Here is a 14,584-nt window from a genome sequence, read left to right on the forward strand (position 1 = left end):
CCCTGAGCTGCGGTATGAGGGGAGACTAACCAGGGCCACTGACAACGGGTGTTCGGGCCCCGGTCGCAGAAGCCGCGGCTCGCCGCGCAGGCCGTCGACGTCACCGAGAACTGGCGGTCGGAGTTCCTCCAGTTCTTCCTGTACATCTTCGGCACGGTCCATCTGCTCCAGCGCGGCTCACCGGAGTCGAAGCCCGTCGGCGCCATGCACGACGCCACGGGCGTGGAGGGGTGACGGGCGGGGCGGAAGGAGCGACCGGCGGGGCGGAGGGGTGACGGGCGGGCGGCGACGGCGGGGTGCCCGGAAGCCCGGACCGCTGCCCGGGCAGGAGGGGAAGGGCCCGGACAGCGGCACCCGGCCCCTGCCCGGTCGGGCGGGGTCCACTCGTGCCGGCACCCCGGCGGTGCGAACCGTCGGGGTGCCGGTGGTGCGCCGGGGCGCGTGGTCCTTCGTCCCACGGCCGGCGGCGGGGCCGTTCCGCGGGGGTCAGGGCTCGTCGGGGCGCCGGCCGGGAGGGGTTCCGCCGCCCTCGGCGCCGCCCTTCTCCCCCTCGTCCGTACCGTGGGCCGTGCCCCGGCCCCGCTCGTCGGGCCGGTGGGCCTGGCGGGCCTTGAGTTCGGCGAGGTCCTGCGGGGTCGCCACGCCCTTTCCGCTCCTGCGCCGTTCAGGGCTCTGCGAACCGCTCATGGCGTCTCCTCACGTCGGGTGGACCGGGTGTCCTTCCGTACCGGTGCCCTTCTCCTGACGCGTCTCCCCGGTCCGGCGGGCCCCATGCCCCGACTCCCTTCGTCGTCCGTTTCCGTGCCGCTCCCCGTCGACGGAGGGGGCCGTCACCGACGGTGACGGAGCATGACCGGTCGCGACGGGGGTAGCGGCGGGGGCAGCACGGACGAGAAGCACCAGGAGCACGAGAGGAGGCGGAGCCATGGCCGACATCCAGGGCTTCGACCCGCGTACGGCGATCGTCACCGGTTCGGACTCGGGGATCGGGCGCGCCGTCGCGGTACGGCTCGCGGAGGCGGGTCTCGACGTGGGCGTCACGTGGCACACCGACGAGGCGGGCGCGCGGGCCACGGCGGAGGAGGTCCGCGCCCACGGGAGGCGGGCGGCCGTCGCCCGTCTGGACCTGACGGAGCTGCCGGGGGCGGCCGACGTGGTCGACCGGCTCGCGGAGGAGCTGGGCGGGGTCGACGTCCTGGTCAACAACGCCGGCACCGGTACGGCCGAGTCCTTCCTCGACCTGAGCCTGGAGAAGGTCAGGGAGGTGCTCGACGTCGACCTGACGGGGCCGTTCCTGTGCGCCCAGCGCGCCGCCCGCCGGATGATCGACCGGGGGCGCGGGGGCCGCATCGTGCAGATCACCTCGGTGCACGAGCACCAGCCCCGGGTGGGCGCCGGGCCGTACTGCGCGGCCAAGGGCGGTCTCGGGCTGCTCACCCGGGTCATGGCCCTGGAGCTGGGCGAGTACGGCATCACGGTCAACTCCGTCGCGCCCGGCGAGATCGCCACCCCGATGACCGGCCAGGAGGACGAGGACGTCCGGAGCACGTCCCGGCCGGGCGTTCCCCTCGGGCGACCGGGGGACGCGCGTGAGGTCGCCGCCGTCGTCGCCTTCCTGGCGAGCCCCGACGCGTCGTACGTGACGGGGGCGTCCTGGGCGGTGGACGGCGGGATGCTCCGCATGGGCCCGATGGCCGGCTCGCACCTGACGTCCGACGACTGGCGCAAGCCCTGACCGCCACTCCCGCCCGCACGGCGGCGCCGGAGTCGTAGGCCGTGGACGTGTCCGTGCCCCCGCCGTGGACGGCGGGGGCACGGACGTTCCGCGACGGCGTACGGGAGCGGAACGGTCGGTCGCTCCGGCGACGACGACGACGGCGACGGCGACGGCGAGGCGACCGCGGACCGGTGTCAGTCGCTCCAGCGCAGGACGGCTCCCAGGCCGCCCGCCGGGCCCGCCATCCCCTCCGGCAACACGGGCACCTCGGCGCCCGCGGCGACGCAGGCGCGCAGCAGCGCGTCGTCGGCGCGCGCCTCCTCCGGCCGGCCGAACCCCCACCCCCTGGCCTCGGCACGGCCCGCGGCGACCTCGTCGGGCCCCGGGCCGACCCACACGGGGCGGCTCGCGTCGGGGGCGTCCCGGCCGAGGAGGAGGGTGGCGACCTGGTGCTCCCGGGCGGCGGCGGCCACGGCCGGGATTCCCTCGGCGGCCGGTCCGCGACCGGTGTCGACGGTCGTCTCGCAGTGTTCGCCGGGAGCTGGATCTACGCCGCGTCCTCGGTGGACCGGCCGGTCTCGACGTGGACGGAGGCCCAGGGGCCGGGGCGTTCCAGGAGCGGTTCCAGGAAGTCGAGGTTCATGGTGTCCCAGGGGGTCGGTCGGAACGGACGGGGTCCGGAGGCGGTCAGCGCTCCGTCCCGGGCTCCTCGCGCCGCCCGAACGCCTCGGATTCGTCCACCGTGGCGTCCGCCCCGGTGTCCACGTGCATCGCGGCCTCCTCGGCCGGCGCGGCCCAGTCGTCCGGGCCGACGTCCCGGGCGACCGTGCGGTTGCCCGTCTCCCTCGGGGTGTCGACCGGAGCGAGGCGGCCCGCCCGGGTGATGCCGGCCTGCTCGTCGACGGGTTCGCCCGCGCCGCCCGGGAGGTCGCCGATGCTGTCGCCCTCCGGCGGCTGCTCGTCGGGGATCTCCTGGGCGAGCCGGTCGTCGAGCGACTCGCCCTCGCGCTGCTCCCGCTGGGTGGTGCCGTACCGGGTCACCCCGCGCGGGCGCTCGGGGGGCGAGTAGCCGGGGCTGGACATGTCCTCCAGCGGGTCCGTCACGATCGCGTTGTCCGGATCGAGCTCGTCGGTGGGACGGTTGTCCACGTCGGAGTGGGTGGGCTGGTAGACGTCGTCACCACGGGCCTCGTCCGTGTCGGGCTCGTTGCGGTCCATGGGGGTTTCCTTTCGCAGGGGAAGTCGTGGTTCAGGAGCCGCCCGCGCGGGCGGGGGCGGCTCGGTCCGGGGTGGCCCGGGAAGCGGCGGACGCCCGCTTTCAGTCGGTGGCCAGGATGATCGCGTACACGAGGAAGAACAGCGCGAACACGATCACGACGGCCCACAGGGCAAGGAGCGGGCCGGTGGCCCATCCGCGCTTGAGCGGCCGGTAGGGTCCGGTCCCCGTTCCCGTCCCGGACTCGGCCGGTGGCGTCTCGCCGGGCGCGATCCCGCCTTCGGCGCCGGGTCCCGGTGCGCCGGTCCTGCCTTCGGCTCCGAGGCCCGGCGTACCGGCTGCGTTCCCGGGGCCGAAGCCGGGTGTGCCGGTGGCGGGCGCACCGCTGCCGGGCGTACCGGCTCCTCCCCCGGCACCGAAGCCGGGTGCGCCGGGGCCTGGCGTGCCGGGGCGCGGTGTCCCCGTGGCGCCTCCGACGTCGATGCCGGGTGTGTCCCGGGGGTCCGGGTCGGGGTTGCTCGGTCCGGTCATGGCGTCCATCTCCCTCCGGAATCCGGATGTCGCACGGCCGGTACGCGACTACCCGTCCGCGTCGGCCCTATCCGGTGTGCGGCGGGCCGACCGCGCGGCGGCCGGTGTCCGGCCCGCGGGTCAGTGGGCCGCGGCTCCGAACTCGGCGTGCTGGGTGCGCAGGGCGAAGTCGGACTCCGCCCCGGGCGGATCGCCGAGCGACCGGCGTCGCGCCTCGGCCGACGCCTCCCGCATCAGGGCGTCGAACTCCTCGTCCGTGAGCCGGTTCCGTTCGCTTTCCGTCCGCTGCTCCGCGCTCCGCACGGCGGGCCTCCTCAAGATCGTCGCCATGATGTTCTCTCGTTCCGGCGACTACCCGGTACGGAGCAGGACAGACAGGTCACGGACGGCGAATTGTCCCCGGTGGCGGCCGGTCGCCGGAGACGGATGACCGGGCCCGGTCGGGGTAGACGCCGTTCCACCCCTTTGGGAGGGGCCATCGCGATCAGTGGCGAGGACAGGAGCAGGCGATGAACCTCACGGAAGACCCGGCCGCGCGCCGGCCGGCGAACGGAGAGGCGTACCCCGCGTCCGCCGGCCACGACCACGTGCACGCGGGCACCGGCTCTCCCGAGCCCCGGAGGGCCCCGCGGGAGGAGCCCGGAGGCCGGGGAGCCCGCGAGGGCGACATGACCGCGCTGCCCCCCGATCACACCCAGGCGATCCTGGAGACGACGAAGCAGGTCGGAGCGGTGCTGAAGGCACTGGGGTGCCCGTTCGCCCTGGTCGGCGGTGTCGCCGCCTACGCGCACGGCATCCCGGTCCGGCTCCAGCACGACACGGACTTCGCCGTACGGCGGGAGGACGCCGACGCCGTCACGAACGCGCTGCGGGAGAACGGCATCCGCATCGTCGAGCCGCCCGAGGACTGGCTGGTCAAGGCGCGTTCCGGCGGCGAGGAGATCGACCTGATCTTCTCGCTGGCGGGGAAGCCGGTCACGACCGAGCTCCTGGAACGGGCCCAGACGCTCCCCGTGGACTCGGTCCACATGCCGGTGCTGGCGCCGACCGACCTCCTGGTCTCCCGGCTGATGGCCTTCTCGGAGCACCACTGCGACTTCGGCACCCTGCTGCCGGTGGCACGGGGACTGCGCGAACGGGTCGACTGGGCGCGCGTGCGCCAGGAGACCGAGGGCGCCCCGATGGCCGAGGCCTTCCTCTACCTGCTGGAACTGCTCCACGTCCTGCCGACCCACGGCCCCGCCGAGCCCGGTCACCCGTAGGTCATCGCATCGCCGGGGCCCGGACCGGCGTCCGGGGGCCGGACGCCGGAAGCGGCCGACGGCGTCGGCGGCGGCCGGGACGCCGTGGTGCGGTCGGGTCAGGCGTGGGGAGCGACGGGGCGCCCCATCCACCAGTTGCCGGCGGCGTCGGGGTCCGAGCTGGTCCAGAACTCGACGATCGCGTCGGTGAACTCGGCGGGTGACAGCGCACCGTCGCCGTCGGTGTCGAGGCGGCCGAACGCCTCGGCCGCGCTCTGCTCGGTCAGCTCGGGGAAGTGCCCGCGCTGGAAGGCGAGGAACTCGGCCGGGCTGATCCGGCCGTCCTGGTCGATGTCGGCGATCCGCAGGTAGGTTTCGGCGATCCGGCCGAGGGCGGCCCGCGCGGCCTCCGGGTCCCCGGCGAGCGCACGGGTGGAGGCGACGAACCGCTCCCTGGGGATCCCCTGGCTGCCGGCCGGGAGGAACGGCAGGTGTACCTCCCGCCAGATCGCCGTGTAGGCGTCGACGATCCGGCCGGTCTCCGGGGAGTCGTCGGGGTGGCCGAGGGAGGCCGCCACCCGGCGGCCCATCTCCACGTGGTCGTCCTCGGTGAGGACACCGGTGCCGTTCACGTCGAGCTGGTCGAATCCTCGCTCGATCTTCGCCGTCAGGAAGTCCTGGCCGGTCATCACCACTCCTCGCAGGTAGGTACGTGCCGGGAACGGGGTGCGGGGACGCACCCTGCCGCTCGGGCAACGACGGGCGGCCCGAAAGGGAAACGCCCTGCGGCCGCCCGGATCCGGACTTTCCCGTCCGGTCCGTCGTGGACGGCCCGGGCGCCCGGTCAGCCGACGTGGAGCGACACGACCTCGTAGGACACCGCCGAGGCGGCGGACGGGCCGCGGCAGGTCAGGCGGAGGGGCGGAGAGCGGTGGGCGTGGACCTCGGCCTCGAAGGCCGAGAGGCCGGCGAGGCGGCCGGTGACGCGGATCCGCCACCGGTCGCCCTCGCGGACCGTCTCCCCGATCGCGTAGTCGTGCCGCCCCGACGGGCCCGCGTGCCGGAGCACGGCGGACAGGGCGGCCTGCTGGGACGGGACGAGGTCGGTGTACCCGCGCAGGTGGTCCGCGCGGATGCGGTCCGCCAGGTGTCCTTCGACCACGGTCACCGCCGAGGCGGCGTCGAGGTTGCCGTAGTAGACGCCGTCGGGCGCGACGAGGACGTTGGCGGCGAACCGGTCGCCCCCCACGTGCGTGCACTCCCACACCAGCTCCGGCCAGCGGTCGCTCAGCGCGCGTCCCACCGGGCGGCCGCGGACGGCGCAGCAGGCGTCGTGCGTGCCGTGGGCGCAGACGAGGACGACGGGCGGGTGGTCCCGTTCTCCGGGCGAGTCCAGGGCGTCGACGATCTCCGCCAGGTCCCTGTCGTTCCGCCAGACGCCCCACTTCTGGCGGTGGGCGCCGTCCCCGTCGTACCGCAGGACGGCCCAGCGCGGCGGGTCGTCCTGCCTGCGGCGTCCGTGGCGCCTGATGAGCAGGATGCGGGCGCGCAGCGCCTGGGCGGCGGCGTACACCCGCGCCTTGACCTCCGGTTCGAGGTCGAGGCCGTCGAAGCCGTTGACCGGCCAGCCGGCCCGGTGCTCGACGAGGATCCAGACCGAGCCGTACGGGGCCGTGCCCGCGAGCGCGTCGCCGCGCGACCGGGCGGCCTCGGCGCAGAAGAAGCGTGCCGGAGCCGTCATTCCGCCCGCTTCACGGCCCGGCGGGCACGAGGACGCCCGCGCGCAGGAGTCGCTCGACGAGGGGGAGGCCGAGGTCGCCGGCGTGACGGGCCTCCCCGTCGAGGATCCGGCGCACCGGGGGGAGGTCCGCCTCCGGCAGGTCGAGCCAGCCGACGCGGGTGGAGAGCCGCCCGCCGTCGAGCCGTGCCTCCAGCGCCTCGCGCAGGCGCACCGGCGTTCCGGCGGAGAGCCCGTCGACGGCCGCGAGCTGCGCCAGCGGCCCCAGCGGGCCGGGGCGCCCCTGGGCGCGGCGGGCGCGGTGGAACAGGGGCTCGGGGTCGGCCTCGGCGAGGGCGTCGACGAGACGCCGGCGTACGAGGGCGAGTTCGTCCTCCGGGCCCTCCATCCCCAGGGGGAGGGAGCCGCGCATCTCGGGGTCGTCGCGCAGCAGCGCGAGGGCGGCCCGGGTGAGCTGTTCGGCGAGGGCGTGCCGCGTCCAGGTGTGGACGCCGAGCGTCAGGTGGATCGACACCGCGCCCTGCGCCTCGGCGGCGTGCAGCCAGCCGCGCGGCAGGTAGAGGACGTCGCCGGGTGCGAGCACGGTGTCGAGGTGTGCCTCGCCCTGGGCGGTCTCGGCGACGGCGGCGCGGTGGTCGGTCCAGGGCTGGTCGCGCAACGGGTCCGGGTGGACGGGCTCGTGGACGATCCAGCGCTTGGTGCCGGCGATCTGCAGGACGAAGACGTCGTGCACGTCGTAGTGGGCGTCGAACCCGCGGTTCTGCGGCGGGGTGACGTACGCGTTGGCCTGCACCGGGTGGCCCAGTTCGGTGCCGAGCCGCGACGCGAGGTCCGCGACCGGCTCCCAGGTGCGCTGCAGCGCCTGCAGGACCAGGGTGGCGCCGTCGGCGAAGCTCCGCCACAGCGCGGTGTCGTCGAGCTGGTCCGCGACCGTCGCGCCGACCCCTCCGGAGGAGGTGAACGACGATTCGGGGAGGGTGGAGCCGTTCTTGGCGACGCGGAGGAACGGCGTGCGCAGCCCGCGCCGGGAGATCAGCTCGTCCACGGCGGACGCCGAGAACAGGTCGGAGAAGTCATCGGCCCCGCGGGTGAGGAGCGGGGTGCGCCCCCAGACGTCGCGGGCGAACTCCTCGCGGCCGAGGCTCGTCAGACGCGCTTCTAGGACACCGCGGCCGGTGTCGGCGGCGGTGTCCCGAAGCGTCGTGGAGGTCGTGCTCAAACGCCGCGGCCGCTCTCGTCGGCCGCGCCGTCGGCGCCTCCGTCGTGCACGCCGGGCGTACCCGCCGCGCCACCGTCCGCCGGACCCTCGGCACCGCCGTCGGCACCACCGTCATGGACGCCGGGCGTACCCGCCGCGCCACCGTCCGCCGGACCCTCGGCACCGCCATCGGCACCACCGTCGTGCACGCCGGGCGTACCCGCCGCGCCACCGTCCGCCGGACCCTCGGCACCGCCATCGGCACCACCGTCGTGCACGCCGGGCGTACCCGCCGCGCCACCGTCCGCCGGACCCTCGGCACCGCCATCGGCACCACCGTCATGGACGCCGGGCGTACCGGCCGCGCCGCCGTCCGCGGGGCCTTCCTGCTGGTTCGGGTCCTGCTCGGGGTAAGCCATGTTTCCTCCTGAGGATCGGACGACCGGGGATCGGTGGTCCCGTTCGGAACCTCCCAGTACCCCTTACAAGCTCACTCACGCAGCTCGGAGCGGCAACCGGAGCGGAGCGGGGGCCGGAAGGTCACGGACGGGCCGCCCGGTGCCGTGGGCGGGCGGGGTCAGGACGCCGGGGAGCCCTGTTTCTCGTACCGGATGAAGTCCCTGGACGTGTCCATGAGTTCCTTCCGCTCCTCCTGCGAACCGACCATCGGCCGGGAGCCGCGCAGGGGCAGCCGGGCGCTCTCCGGCAGGAACCTGACGGTCGCCAGGCCGATCGCGCCGGCCACCATGAGGTAGTACGCGGGGATCATGTCGTTGCCGGTGGCGTTCACCAGCGCCTCGGTCACGAGCGGGGTGGTGCCGCCGAAGGCCGCCACGGCGAAGTTGAAGCCGATGCCCATCGCGGCGTAGCGCACGGCCGTCGGGAAGAGGGCGGGCAGGGTCGCCGCGCTCGGCGCGGCGAAGGAGGCGAGCAGGGTGGCCAGGATCAGCACGCCGAGGATCGGGGGCCAGGTCCCCTCCGCCTTGATGAGCAGGAAGGCCGGGATCGCGAGGACGATCATCGCCACCGCGCCGACCGCGTACAGGGGGCGCCGGCCGACGCGGTCGCTGAGGCGGCCCAGGAAGGTGATGAGGAGGACGATCCACACCATGCCGACGAGCACCAGGACGTCGGCCGACGTGCTGGACCGGCCCAGGGTCTCCGTCTGGTAGGTGGGCAGGTAGCCGGTGACCATGTAGTTGGTGACGTTGTAGAGCAGGACGAGCCCCATGCACACGAGGAGGGGCCGCCAGTGGTCGCGCACGATGGCCTTGAACTCGCTGCCGACGGACTCCTGCGCGAGGCTCTTCTCGTGTTCGTCCAACTGCTGCTGGAAGGCCGGGGACTCCTCCAGCTTCAGTCGCATGTAGAGGCCGATGACGCCCAGGGGTCCCGCGATCAGGAACGGAAGGCGCCAGCCCCAGGCCAGCATCTGTTCGTCCGAGAGCGCCGCGGTCAGCACGGTGACGAGCGCGGAGCCCAGGGCGTAGCCGACGAAGGTGCCGAAGTCGAGCCAACTGGAGAGGAAGCCCCGCCGGCGGTCCGGCGAGTATTCGGCCACGAAGGTGGTGGCGCCGCCGTATTCGCCGCCGGTGGAGAAGCCCTGGACCATTCGGGCGACCAGCAGCAGCACGGGGGCGGCGATGCCGATCGTGGCGTAGCTGGGGATCAGGCCGATCGCGAAGGTGCCCGCGGCCATCATGATCATGGTGGTGGCGAGGACCTTCTGCCGGCCGACGCGGTCGCCGAGGGGGCCGAAGACGAGGCCGCCGAGCGGGCGCACCACGAACGCGGCGGCGAAGGTCGCGAAGGACGAGATGAGCTGGGCGCCCGGCGAGGCGCCCGGGAAGAAGACCTTGCCGATGGTCGCGGCGAGGTAGCTGTAGACGCCGAAGTCGAACCACTCCATGCAGTTCCCGAGCGCCGAGGCCCCGACCGCGCGTTTGAGGAGGGGCTTCTCGACCACCTGGACGTCCTGCTCGCGGTAGGCGCCCTTGGTGCGGCGCAGCCGTCGCGCGAGCTCCTCGCGGACGTGGCCGGGCATGTTCGCGATCGTCGCCGGTACGCGCTTGCGGTTCCGGGGACCGATCGGGTCGTCTGATGTCGCGTGGGCCACGTGCCGGTGCCTCTTTCCTCTTGGTGCGCGATGAACCACCCCGGTCATCGTGCGTCGTGTCGATCACCGGGCGCATGTCGAAACCGCTCCCCCGGGGCCGTGATCCGCACCCGGACGGTCCGGCCGGACAGGGCGCGGCCGGCCCCCCGACGGTCGTCGTCGGGGGGCCGGCACGGTTCACGGGGCGGGCGGCGGCTCCTGCGCCCGGGTGTGTACGTCTGCGGGGGCGGCGCCGCAGAGCGCGGAGCGGGCGCTAGGCCGTGTCGCCGCCCAGGCTGCGGACGATCGCCGACGAGAAGGCGTCGAGGTCGCCCGGGTTGCGGGAGGTGATCAGGGGGTGCTTTCCGGAGGTGTCGACGACGACCTCCTCGTCCACCCAGGTGGCGCCCGCGTTCTCGAGGTCGGGGCTCAGGGACGGGTACGAGGTCAGCCGGCGTCCCTTGGCCAGCCCGCTGTCCACGAGGAGCCACGGGCCGTGGCAGATGGCGGCCACCGGCCTGCCCGACTCCGCGAAGGCGGAGACGAGACGGCGGGCGTCGTCGTCCGTGCGGAGCTGGTCGGCGTTCACGGTCCCGCCCGGGACGACCACGGCGTCGAATCCGTCCGCGGTGGCCTCGGCGAGCGTCGTGTCCGGCTGGACCACGGAGCCCGGGTCCTTGTCCGAGACGAGGGTCTGGACGCCCTCGTCCTTCTGCGCGGCGACCGTGACGCGGGCTCCCGCCTCGCGGAGGACGGCCACCGGCTTCTCCAGCTCGTCCTGCTCCGTGCCGTAGTTCGTCGTGAGGACGAGAACGTTCTTTCCGTCGAGCGACACTGTGCGTTCCTCTCTGGTGTGGGGTCCCCTCGTCCTCTGCGCCTCACCCCCGGCCACTCGCCTCAAACCTCGCATAGCGCGCATCATCCACGCGCTCTGCGCCGCGCCCGGTGGACGAAGACGCCGAGGACCGTCAGGAGGGTGAGGATCCAGACGGCCGCGAAGGCCCGGAGGAGCGCCGGAGCCCCGGTGGCCACGGCGAGGACGAGCAGAACGAGGGCCGCGACGGCGAGGAGGGCCATGCCGAGGGCCGGCAGGCGGCGGCGCACGCCGGCCGCCGGGGAGGAGAGGGAGGGAAGCAGGCGGGAACGCGTTCGCATCGTGCGCAGCCGCCGGGCCAGGGGCGCGTCCCGGTCCAGCAGCTCCTCCATCTCCGCGAGGACACGCCGCTCGCGTTCCGAGAGCCGGACTTCTCCCATCACGGGCACCTCCTCCGGGCGACGCCTCCACCGCGAGGCCGTGGGGTCGGGCGGTCGGGTGGTCGCGCGACCGACGCGTCCGCACCACCCCCGCCGTCCCCGTCGTCGGCGTCATCCGTCCGCGACTACCCCAAGAATCGTGTCAAACCACCCGAAACGGGCATCCTCTTTGAAGGAAGTTCGACAGATTCACAAGGAGCTCGACAGACGGACCCCCTCCGCCACCTCTGCACGGCAGCGGCGCAGGCCCATCGCCACCGTCGAAGGAGCCTCATGTCCACCGTCCGAAACCGCTCCGTCCGCCCTCCGGCAGCCGATCCGGCTCCCGATCGGGAGGTCGCCGGGAATCCGGGGGCTTCGATGCGCCGGGCGGCGCTGGACGGACTGCCCGTGCCGCCCCGGCCCACCACCGTCTCCACCGACGACGCCCAGCAGCTCTCCGCCGCCCTCCTCACCCGCCTGACCTCACTCGACGAAGGCACCCCCGAACACGCCTACGTCCGCAACACCCTGGTCGAGCTCAGCCTCGTCAAGTTCGCCGCCCGCCGCTTCCGCAACCGCGCCGAACCCACCGAAGACATCATCCAGGTCGGCACCATCGGACTGATCAAAGCCATCAACCGCTTCGACCCCGACCGCGCCGTCGACTTCTCCGCCTTCGCCCTGCCCACCATCGTCGGCGAGATGAAACGCTTCTTCCGCGACACGAGCTGGGCCGTCCGCGTCCCCCGCCGCCTCCAGGAACTACGCATCGACCTCGCCAAAACCGCCGACCACCTCGAACAACACCTCGGCCGCCGCCCCACCCGCACCGAACTCGCCCACCACCTCCACCTCACCGAGGAAGAAATCGCCGAAGGACAACTCGCCGCCCACGGCTACGCCACCCGCTCCCTCGACACCCCGGTCGGCGACGACGGCAACGCCTCCGGCGCGAAGCCCCGCCACCTGGCGACCACCGAACCGGCCTACGAGCTGATCGAATCCCTCGCCGCGCTGCGGCCGCTGCTCGACCGGCTCGACGAACGCGACCGGCACATCCTCGAACTCCGCTTCGGCGAAGAACTCACCCAGGCCGAGATCGGCCGGCGCATCGGCCTCTCCCAGATGCACGTCTCGCGGCTGCTCACCCGCATTCTCGGTGAACTCAGGGAAGGCCTCGACGACGACAGCGTCCCCTCGGACGAGCCCACGGACGCACCCGCGAACGGCGCTACGGACGAGGCGGCCGGCTGATCTCCAGCCAGACCACCTTCCCCGCCGTCCCCGGCCCCCTGACCTCATATCCCCAGGCCCCCGCCAGCTTGTCCAGGACCATCAGACCGTGTCCGCCCGGCAGCGCGGGCGAGCGGGGTCCCCGCACGCGGGGCGGCTCGGAACTGGCGTCGGCGACCTCCACCCGCAGCCCTTCCCGCCCGTTCCGCAGGACGAACTCCTCGGGGCCCCCGGCGTGCAGACAGGCATTGGTCACCACCTCCGACACCAACAGCAGCACGTCCTCCACCCGCTCCTCCCCCGCCTCGCTCCGCGCCGGAAGCCACCCCCAGTCCGCCAACGCCTCCGCCGTGAAGTCCCGGCAACGCGACACCACCTGCCGCGCCCCGCGCACCATCAACCTCCGCACCTGAACGCCACCTCCCCCGCTCTCGCCGTCAGCCATGGCCCTGTCGGAAACCGGGATTCTCATCCCCCGGCCCCTCTTTCCGCCCTTTCCGCGCGGACGCCACGGGTTTCACAGGCTTCACGGATTCCACGAGCTTCATCGTTTTCACCGGTCCTCTCACACCATTTACTCCTTTTACCTCTTTCCGGGAACGGTGGTCACATTCCTGGGACATGCGGGATTACGAAAGGGGGTTGGGGGCAAACGCGGCGGCCGCTCCTCCGGACGAAAGCGCCGTCACGGCCGCCGGGAAGGACCCGCAACGGACACGGTTCGGGCCGGGCGGCCTGGGAACCCGCATGCGTATGAACGGTCGCCGCGCACAGCACGTACAACCCGTGGCCGCCGGCACCCGTCGCTACGAACTGGCGGAGGTCCCCGGAGTCGTGGGCGCGTGCCGGGACCTGACCCAGCGGGCCCTGAGCGAATGGTTCGGGGCCGCCGGCGCGCCGGGTCGGGTCGCCGCCGCGGATGCCCTGCTCCTCGTCTCCGAGGTCGTCACCAACGCCTGCGTCCACGGAGGCGCCCCGTACGAACTGCGGCTCGACCGCACCCGGGGCCGGTTGTGGGTCCAGGTCAGCGACACGAGTCCGGTACGGCCCCGGCCCCACGGCCCGCACCGCCCCAGCCGCTCCTCCGGGCACGGTCTCTACCTCCTGGAACGCCTTTCGGCCGCCTGGGGCTGCGTCCCGAGGGACGGCGGCAAGGCCGTCTGGTTCGAGGTGGAGGTGCCGCCCGTGCCCGGGTCTCCCGACCGTCCGCCGTCGGAGGAGTGACCGGCGCCCGGCGTTTACGGGGTGCGCCGCGCGGTCACTCGCAGGGGGTGGCCGGTCCTCCGGCCGGGTCGGCGGTGCGCAGGTCCCCGCCGCCTCCACCCGTCCCCCGCGATTGGACAAGCACCATGAGGGTCGTCGTCACAGGAGCCACCGGAAACGTCGGGACCAGCGTGGTCCGTGCCCTCGACCGGGACCGCACGGTCACGGACGTGCTCGGTGTCGCCCGCCGCGTCCCCGATCTCCGGATCGGCGGGGCCCGCTGGGCGGCGGCGGACGTGGATCCCGGCGGCGCCGACCTGGCCGGGCTGTTCGCGGGGGCCGACGCGGTCGTCCACCTCGCCTGGAAGTTCCAGCCCACGCACGACCCGGTCGAGACCTGGCGCACCAACGTCCTGGGCAGTATCAGGGTCTTCCAGGCGTGCGTCCGGGCGGGGGTCCCCTGTCTGGTGCACGCCTCCTCGGTCGGCGCCTACTCCCCCGGGCCGTCCGACGGGCGCCCCGTCGACGAGTCGTGGTCCACTCACGGCTGGCCCGGCGCGGCCTACACCCGGGAGAAGGCCTACCTGGAGCGCTATCTGGACGGCTTCGAGCTCGCCCATCCGGACCTGCGGGTCGTGCGGATGAGGCCGGCGTTCCTGTTCAAGGAGGGGGCGGCGAGCGAGCAGCGCCGCATCTTCGCGGGCCCCCTCCTGCCGTGGCGTGCCGTACGGCCGGGCGTGCTGCCCGTGGTGCCCTCCGTCAAGGGGCTGCGCTTCCAGGCCCTGCACACCGACGACGCCGCCCAGGCCTACCGGGCGGCCGTGGTGCGGCAGGTCCGGGGGCCGTTCAACCTGGCGGCCGATCCGGTGCTCGACACCGACGTGATCGCCCGCCTCCTGAAGGCCCGCGCCGTCCCGGTGCCGGCGGGAGCGGTCCGTACCGCGCTCGCCGCCGCGTGGCGGCTGCGCCTCGTGCCCGCCGCGCCGGGCCTGTTCGACGCGGTGCTCCGGCTGCCCCTGCTGGACTCCTCCCGGGCCCGCGAGGAGCTGGACTGGACGCCGTCGTGGACGTCCGAGGAGGCCATCGGCGAGTTCCTCGTGGGCCTCGGCCGGGGGGCCGGGCTCCGCACCCCGCCCCTGGTCGCCGACGCGGCACCGGCGGAAGCCTGAGGACGCG

Annotated in this window: 18 protein-coding genes and 1 pseudogene; 7 read left to right on the top strand and 12 right to left on the bottom strand. The window is 74.0% G+C overall.

Going from position 1 to position 14,584, the window contains the following annotated elements; all coding sequences use genetic code 11:
- Positions 1-90: 90 nt before the first annotated feature.
- Positions 91-198: pseudogene (locus ACFYNX_RS12020) on the top strand (DUF6766 family protein); the annotation flags it as partial.
- 288 nt (positions 199-486) lie between these two features.
- On the opposite strand, the gene ACFYNX_RS12025 reads toward ACFYNX_RS12020, so the two are convergent.
- The gene (locus ACFYNX_RS12025) at positions 487-687 is read right to left on the bottom strand and encodes a hypothetical protein (RefSeq protein ID WP_388660495.1); all 201 of its coding nucleotides are present in this window, start codon (positions 685-687) and stop codon (positions 487-489) included.
- Positions 688-925: 238 nt separating this feature from the next.
- Here ACFYNX_RS12025 and ACFYNX_RS12030 point away from each other — a divergent pair, with 238 nt between their 5' ends.
- Positions 926-1,735, top strand: coding sequence for an SDR family oxidoreductase (locus ACFYNX_RS12030; protein WP_365547792.1), 810 nt, complete (start codon positions 926-928; stop codon positions 1,733-1,735).
- Positions 1,736-1,911: 176 nt separating this feature from the next.
- Here the strand turns inward: ACFYNX_RS12030 and ACFYNX_RS12035 are convergent, their stop codons facing one another.
- From ACFYNX_RS12035 to ACFYNX_RS12050, 4 genes are all read right to left on the bottom strand, one after another.
- Positions 1,912-2,190, bottom strand: a complete 279-nt coding sequence (locus ACFYNX_RS12035) for a hypothetical protein (RefSeq protein ID WP_388660498.1) — start codon at positions 2,188-2,190, stop codon at positions 1,912-1,914.
- Positions 2,191-2,404: 214 nt separating this feature from the next.
- Positions 2,405-2,935 carry a DUF5709 domain-containing protein gene (locus ACFYNX_RS12040; RefSeq protein WP_388660501.1) on the bottom strand — a complete coding sequence of 177 codons (531 nt, stop codon included), beginning with the start codon at positions 2,933-2,935 and terminating at the stop codon, positions 2,405-2,407.
- Positions 2,936-3,035: 100 nt separating this feature from the next.
- A complete protein-coding gene (locus ACFYNX_RS12045; RefSeq protein ID WP_388660504.1) occupies positions 3,036-3,464 on the bottom strand; it encodes a DUF6480 family protein in 429 nt (142 codons plus the stop codon).
- Between the two features lie 120 nt (positions 3,465-3,584).
- Complete coding sequence (locus ACFYNX_RS12050) at positions 3,585-3,794, bottom strand: hypothetical protein (protein ID WP_388660506.1); 210 nt, start codon at positions 3,792-3,794, stop codon at positions 3,585-3,587.
- 179 nt (positions 3,795-3,973) lie between these two features.
- On the opposite strand from ACFYNX_RS12050, the gene ACFYNX_RS12055 reads away from it, so the two are divergent.
- Positions 3,974-4,726, top strand: coding sequence for a nucleotidyltransferase family protein (locus ACFYNX_RS12055; protein WP_388660509.1), 753 nt, complete (start codon positions 3,974-3,976; stop codon positions 4,724-4,726).
- A 98-nt stretch (positions 4,727-4,824) separates the two neighbouring features.
- Here the strand turns inward: ACFYNX_RS12055 and ACFYNX_RS12060 are convergent, their stop codons facing one another.
- From ACFYNX_RS12060 to ACFYNX_RS12070, 3 genes are all read right to left on the bottom strand, one after another.
- On the bottom strand, positions 4,825-5,394 hold the full coding sequence (locus ACFYNX_RS12060) for an EF-hand domain-containing protein (protein WP_388660512.1): 570 nt from the start codon (positions 5,392-5,394) through the stop codon (positions 4,825-4,827).
- A 155-nt stretch (positions 5,395-5,549) separates the two neighbouring features.
- Positions 5,550-6,446, bottom strand: a complete 897-nt coding sequence (locus ACFYNX_RS12065) for a sucrase ferredoxin (RefSeq protein WP_388660514.1) — start codon at positions 6,444-6,446, stop codon at positions 5,550-5,552.
- Between the two features lie 10 nt (positions 6,447-6,456).
- Positions 6,457-7,662, bottom strand: coding sequence for a cupin domain-containing protein (locus ACFYNX_RS12070; protein WP_388660517.1), 1,206 nt, complete (start codon positions 7,660-7,662; stop codon positions 6,457-6,459).
- 44 nt (positions 7,663-7,706) lie between these two features.
- Here ACFYNX_RS12070 and ACFYNX_RS12075 point away from each other — a divergent pair, with 44 nt between their 5' ends.
- A complete protein-coding gene (locus tag ACFYNX_RS12075; protein ID WP_388660520.1) occupies positions 7,707-8,072 on the top strand; it encodes a hypothetical protein in 366 nt (121 codons plus the stop codon).
- Between the two features lie 146 nt (positions 8,073-8,218).
- Here the strand turns inward: ACFYNX_RS12075 and proP are convergent, their stop codons facing one another.
- From proP to ACFYNX_RS12090, 3 genes are all read right to left on the bottom strand, one after another.
- Positions 8,219-9,685, bottom strand: a complete 1,467-nt coding sequence (gene proP, locus ACFYNX_RS12080) for a glycine betaine/L-proline transporter ProP (protein ID WP_365547768.1) — start codon at positions 9,683-9,685, stop codon at positions 8,219-8,221.
- Between the two features lie 325 nt (positions 9,686-10,010).
- The gene (locus tag ACFYNX_RS12085) at positions 10,011-10,571 is read right to left on the bottom strand and encodes a type 1 glutamine amidotransferase domain-containing protein (protein ID WP_388660523.1); all 561 of its coding nucleotides are present in this window, start codon (positions 10,569-10,571) and stop codon (positions 10,011-10,013) included.
- A gap of 83 nt (positions 10,572-10,654) precedes the next feature.
- Positions 10,655-10,993, bottom strand: coding sequence for a hypothetical protein (locus tag ACFYNX_RS12090; RefSeq protein ID WP_388660526.1), 339 nt, complete (start codon positions 10,991-10,993; stop codon positions 10,655-10,657).
- A 270-nt stretch (positions 10,994-11,263) separates the two neighbouring features.
- Here ACFYNX_RS12090 and ACFYNX_RS12095 point away from each other — a divergent pair, with 270 nt between their 5' ends.
- Positions 11,264-12,226 (top strand): SigB/SigF/SigG family RNA polymerase sigma factor, encoded by a 963-nt coding sequence (locus ACFYNX_RS12095; RefSeq protein WP_388660528.1) that lies wholly within the window; start codon positions 11,264-11,266, stop codon positions 12,224-12,226.
- Here ACFYNX_RS12095 and ACFYNX_RS12100 read toward each other — a convergent pair.
- Positions 12,204-12,614, bottom strand: coding sequence for an ATP-binding protein (locus ACFYNX_RS12100; RefSeq protein WP_388660530.1), 411 nt, complete (start codon positions 12,612-12,614; stop codon positions 12,204-12,206). The two genes, ACFYNX_RS12095 and ACFYNX_RS12100, sit on opposite strands and share 23 nt — an antisense overlap.
- Positions 12,615-12,991: 377 nt before the next feature.
- Here ACFYNX_RS12100 and ACFYNX_RS12105 point away from each other — a divergent pair, with 377 nt between their 5' ends.
- The gene (locus tag ACFYNX_RS12105; protein WP_388660533.1) at positions 12,992-13,429 is read left to right on the top strand and encodes an ATP-binding protein; all 438 of its coding nucleotides are present in this window, start codon (positions 12,992-12,994) and stop codon (positions 13,427-13,429) included.
- A 125-nt stretch (positions 13,430-13,554) separates the two neighbouring features.
- Positions 13,555-14,577 carry an NAD-dependent epimerase/dehydratase family protein gene (locus ACFYNX_RS12110; RefSeq protein WP_388660536.1) on the top strand — a complete coding sequence of 341 codons (1,023 nt, stop codon included), beginning with the start codon at positions 13,555-13,557 and terminating at the stop codon, positions 14,575-14,577.
- The last annotated feature ends 7 nt before the right edge of the window (positions 14,578-14,584 follow it).

This window comes from Streptomyces sp. NPDC007872 (assembly GCF_042868165.1).
Taxonomy (GTDB): domain Bacteria; phylum Actinomycetota; class Actinomycetes; order Streptomycetales; family Streptomycetaceae; genus Streptomyces.